We start from the raw sequence: 4,338 nt of genomic DNA, 5'->3' as shown, positions 1-4,338 counted from the left end.
CTAGGTTCTGTGTGATAAGTTTAACTTACACAGGATCGATCAATCTTTGTGTCCTTTGTGTCTTTGTGGTTCCTTCCACTCGCTCGCCAGCAGGACTGTATCTTAGAATACATTTTACCCACCAAATCCAAAAGAGTCAAATACCCGAGAGAATATCAATGCTTAAAAAATCTAAGAGTACAATTGTTATTTTGTTAACCATTACCTTTTTAGCTTTAGGAGCTACATCAGCAATAGCGATGCAAATTTTTGTCAAAACGATAACTGGCAAAACCATAACTTTAGAGGTTGAGCCATCTGATACAATTGAGAATGTAAAAGATAAGATTCAAGACAAAGAAGGTATTCTCCCAGAGCAGCAAACTTTGATATTTGCTGGTAAGGTTTTAGAAGAGGGGCGAACTTTAGCTGATTATAACATCCAAAGAGAAAGCACATTACATCTAATCCAAAATTCACCGGTAACTGTTTTTGAACCTTCGGTAACAGCCGCTCTAATTTTTCTAGGGTTAGGGTCTATAATAGTAAGATCGACGAATCTTAATCAACGGAGGAAAAAAACAGACCAAAATTCTTTAAAATCGGGTAAAATAGTTCATAAATGAACTTCTCCTAAATATGGTGGCTAGGGCGATAATTAGTTTAGTATTAGTGAAAACTTGGAATGGTTCCGATGATGATGAAATTATTAGGATGTCTAGTCATTTTTGCAAGTTTAGTCAATGTTACACCAGGGATGGCAATTCATTCCCCCCGACAAGTTGCTCAAGCGTCTATCACTTCTTCGATTCAAGGTTATTGTTTTTCGGTCGCTAATGATAATCTGGATGCTACCGCGAGGATTTATATTCAGGGAAATCAAGTCACGGGTCGGGTAGAAGCTACAATTCATAATGAACAAGCAGCTTATTATAGTTCCTATACTCAAACCTTACAAGGAACAAAAAAGGGGAATCAGTTAAACTTAAATATCACGACAAAAATTGAGTTAGACACCCAAAAAACTCAAGCAATCTGGACATTAACCGCAGATTCTTTGAATACGGGACGAGTCGTTTATCAAAAACAACCTTGTTTATTGTCTCAAATCCGGTTTGCACCAGGGACTAATAGCGCCACCGTCAATCAATCGGTTGTGCGAGGGAGTCGAAATATTTATCTCTTAAGAGCAAATCAAGGACAGAGAATGGATCTGAAAATTACATCCTTAGAAAATAACGCCGTATTTGATGTGATTGCACCGAATGGGGAAATATTGACAACAGAAGCTACCCAATCTAGTCTAAAATTACCTGCTACTGGAAATTATGAAATAATTGTAGGAGGAACTCGCGGCAATGCCACCTATAAATTAAATGTTAAAATTCAATAAATAGTAGCAATGTCCACCCGAAGATACTTTCATTGGTGGAACTTTAGCCAAAAGATTGTCAACCACAACGGTAGCAGCATCAATCTTGAATCAGTAAACAGTTATCAGTTATTCAGTTATCAGTTTACTGTTTACCGATCACTGAAAAAGCTTGCCAACTCCAATGAATAACCCCCCCGATAGTCCATTCAATTACACAGAGGCTTTTATTGCCCTAGGCACGAGTAATTTTGATCGCTCGGTGCAGTTTTATCGTCAACTGTTGCAGCAGGAACCAAGCCCCTACCTTGCCGCCGTTTATGCGGAATTTAGGCTGATTAACCTTAAGTTAGGTCTTTTTTGCCCTAAAGAGTCCCACAGAGAGGAATTTGGCGATTCTAGGGGCAGTGGCATGAGCATTTGTTTCGAGGTGGAGAGCCTCGAAAAAGCGATCGAGCATTGGAGCGAAATCGGCTATGGTGCTAGGGGAGAAATTAGCCAAGCTTCCCACGGTCCGGAAATCTACATCTATGATCCCGATGGTAATCGTTTAATTTTCCATCAATCCACCGCTAAAACCAATCCTTTCAGGTAGGAACCTTCCGAGTGATAGATACTGGTGGGATGGTCGGCCGGTTGGCTTAAACGTGCTAAAATTCGCACTGGGCGAGCCGATTCAATGGCTGCCGCCATGACAGCCCCCTGAAAATGTTCTTCGTTAACCACTTGGGAACAGGAAAAGGTGAAAATAATACCTTGGGGGCGAATTTTCTGGAAAGCTTGGTGATTTAATCTTTTATAAGCCATAACCGCCTGATGACGGGATTGGATACTTTTGGCAAAAGCGGGGGGATCGAGGACAATCAGATCGTAATCCTCCTGACAGTCGCGCAGGAAGTTAAAAACATCGGCGCTGTAGGATTGATGGGGAACTTGACTGAGATTATTCAGGGCGATATTTTTTTCGGTAAGATCGATCGCACCGTGGGAACTATCAACGGAATCGACTAGGGCAGCCCCCGCTTGCATAGCATAGACGGAAAAGCCTCCAGAATAAGAAAAAGTGTTTAAAACCCGTTTATTATGGGAATATTGAGATAATAAGGCTCTATTTTCCCTTTGATCGAGGAAAAATCCCGTTTTTTGTCCTTTTTCCCAATCAATAATAAAGCGATGGCCGGATTCTAACACCTCATCGCTGGTTTTTTGACCAAATAAGTATTTATTTTCGGAAATATGGGCGCTTTTCGCTAAAACTGCGGCACTTTTATCGTAAACTGCCCGTAAATTGTCAGCGTAGATAGTTTTCAGACAATCGACAATCAGATCGAGACGTTGGTATAAAGCTAGGGAATAAGCTTGAATAACCGCCGTGCCATTGTACCAATCGACGATTAAACTGGGTAAACCGTCTCCTTCAGCGTTAATTAAACGATAACAGTTAGTTTTCGGGTTATCCACTAAACCGATTTGTTGCCGCAGCTGATAGGCATTCTGGAATTTTTCGAGAAATAATTGAGCAATATCGCTGACTTTTGGGAAAGAAAGAATTTTAACGGCAATATTGCTAGGATTATACAGTCCAGTGGCTAGATATTCGCCTCGATCGCTATAAACCTCCACGATAGCACCCTCTTTGACTTCCCCCTCCATCTCTTTAATCGCCCCGGAAAATATCCAAGGATGGAATCGTTTAACAGCATCAATTTTATGGTTTCTCAGGATAATTTTCGGTAAATCTGGCATGGATAAAGAATCAGGGTTGATAGCTGACGGCTACTGGAAATTCTATTATCCCCTGCTGGCAGCACAAAACCATAGTTTCTTATCCCTCGATCGAGTGGCATCAAAGCAAGTCCCCACAATCGAGGGATAATCATACATGAGTAGAAAACGGGTTTCTCGGAGAAACCCGTTTTCTGTGCGTTACTCAACGGATTTAGTATCATAGGGAATTCTCGCCTATAATAAGTTAAATTTTAGCGATAGTCCCTCGACAAATGCCAAGGAAAAGTGATGCTGCCAGTGGTTTAAGTTTATGGTTTCAGCGTTTGGGCGCTGCCAGTTTATTAGCGGGACAAACTTTTTTGCATATTCTTAATGGCAAAATCCACCGTCGTAATACTCTGGAACAAATGAGCATTGTTGGACCAGAATCCTTGACAATTGCCCTAATTACTGCTGCTTTTGTGGGTATGGTTTTCACTATTCAGGTAGCCAGAGAATTTATTTTTTTTGGGGCGGGTAGTTTTGTTGGGGGAGTCCTTTCCTTGGCTTTAACAAGAGAATTAGCCCCGGTTTTAACTGCGGTGGTGGTGGCGGGGAGAGTTGGCTCGGCTTTTGCCGCCGAAATTGGTACAATGCGAGTAACAGAACAAATTGACGCTTTATATATTTTAAAAACCGATCCGATCGATTATTTGGTCATTCCCCGGGTGATTGCCTGTAGTTTAATGTTACCCCTGCTCACTATTATCTCTTTAGTCACGGGATTACTGGGTGGTTTATTGATTTCTGATAGTCTTTACGGTGTTTCCTATTCCCTATTCTTACAATCAGCCCAAAATTTTCTACAAACATGGGATTTAATTAGTTCTATGTTAAAGTCCCTAATTTTTGGGATTTTAATTGCCATTATCGGTTGCAGTTGGGGTTTAACCACCACCGGCGGTGCTAAAGGAGTTGGTCAATCCACTACCACGGCTGTGGTAACTTCTTTATTGGCGATTTTTGTGGCTAATTTTTTCCTCTCTTGGCTGATGTTTCAAGGGACTGGTAATGTGGAAATCGGCTAAGACAGTTATCAGTTATCAGTTATCAGTTATCAGTTATCAGTTATCAGTTATCAGTTATCAGTGCCAAGAAAACGGCAATTTTCTACTTAATAACGCTCACTAAAAACTCAAATCAATTTGGTCGAAATATCTATATTACATTTTGGGCGCACGCGATGCGCCCCTACCATTGGCGCAATAATATTATTGTAG

Annotated in this window: 6 protein-coding genes; 5 read left to right on the top strand and 1 reads right to left on the bottom strand. The window is 40.9% G+C overall.

The window, feature by feature from the left end; genetic code table 11:
• The 3 genes from PN470_RS19505 to PN470_RS19495 all read left to right on the top strand — a co-directional run.
• The coding region (locus PN470_RS19505) for a ubiquitin-like protein (protein ID WP_272104958.1) at positions 1-605 on the top strand (605 nt) is incomplete at its 5' end.
• A 59-nt stretch (positions 606-664) separates the two neighbouring features.
• Positions 665-1,372 carry a hypothetical protein gene (locus PN470_RS19500; RefSeq protein WP_271935759.1) on the top strand — a complete coding sequence of 236 codons (708 nt, stop codon included), beginning with the start codon at positions 665-667 and terminating at the stop codon, positions 1,370-1,372.
• Positions 1,373-1,535: 163 nt separating this feature from the next.
• Positions 1,536-1,946: a VOC family protein gene (locus PN470_RS19495; RefSeq protein WP_159297986.1), complete on the top strand. Its 411-nt coding sequence runs from the start codon at positions 1,536-1,538 to the stop codon at positions 1,944-1,946.
• On the opposite strand, the gene PN470_RS19490 is transcribed toward PN470_RS19495, so the two are convergent.
• Positions 1,913-3,097, bottom strand: coding sequence for a class I SAM-dependent rRNA methyltransferase (locus tag PN470_RS19490; protein WP_193977308.1), 1,185 nt, complete (start codon positions 3,095-3,097; stop codon positions 1,913-1,915). The two genes, PN470_RS19495 and PN470_RS19490, sit on opposite strands and share 34 nt — an antisense overlap.
• On the opposite strand from PN470_RS19490, the gene PN470_RS19485 reads away from it, so the two are divergent.
• Positions 3,096-3,227 (top strand): hypothetical protein, encoded by a 132-nt coding sequence (locus PN470_RS19485; RefSeq protein ID WP_002737283.1) that lies wholly within the window; start codon positions 3,096-3,098, stop codon positions 3,225-3,227. The two genes, PN470_RS19490 and PN470_RS19485, sit on opposite strands and share 2 nt — an antisense overlap.
• 124 nt (positions 3,228-3,351) lie before the next feature.
• Positions 3,352-4,146 (top strand): MlaE family lipid ABC transporter permease subunit, encoded by a 795-nt coding sequence (locus PN470_RS19480; protein ID WP_002735680.1) that lies wholly within the window; start codon positions 3,352-3,354, stop codon positions 4,144-4,146.
• Positions 4,147-4,338: the final 192 nt, after the last annotated feature.

Origin of the sequence: Microcystis sp. CS-574 (assembly GCF_028329095.1) — a bacterium.
Taxonomy (GTDB): domain Bacteria; phylum Cyanobacteriota; class Cyanobacteriia; order Cyanobacteriales; family Microcystaceae; genus Microcystis; species Microcystis ichthyoblabe_A.
Note: the sequence above shows the minus strand (reverse complement) of the source record. Positions and strands in the feature narration are given on the sequence as shown.

Bases quoted from the DNA above. Each gene is read 5' to 3' on its own strand.
- PN470_RS19500 (WP_271935759.1), top strand. From the start codon at position 665: ATGGTTCCGATGATGATGAAATTATTAGGATGTCTAGTCATTTTTGCA.
- PN470_RS19495 (WP_159297986.1), top strand. From the start codon at position 1,536: ATGAATAACCCCCCCGATAGTCCATTCAATTACACAGAGGCTTTTATT.
- PN470_RS19485 (WP_002737283.1), top strand. From the start codon at position 3,096: ATGGATAAAGAATCAGGGTTGATAGCTGACGGCTACTGGAAATTCTAT.
- PN470_RS19490 (WP_193977308.1), bottom strand. From the start codon at position 3,097: ATGCCAGATTTACCGAAAATTATCCTGAGAAACCATAAAATTGATGCT.
- PN470_RS19480 (WP_002735680.1), top strand. From the start codon at position 3,352: ATGCCAAGGAAAAGTGATGCTGCCAGTGGTTTAAGTTTATGGTTTCAG.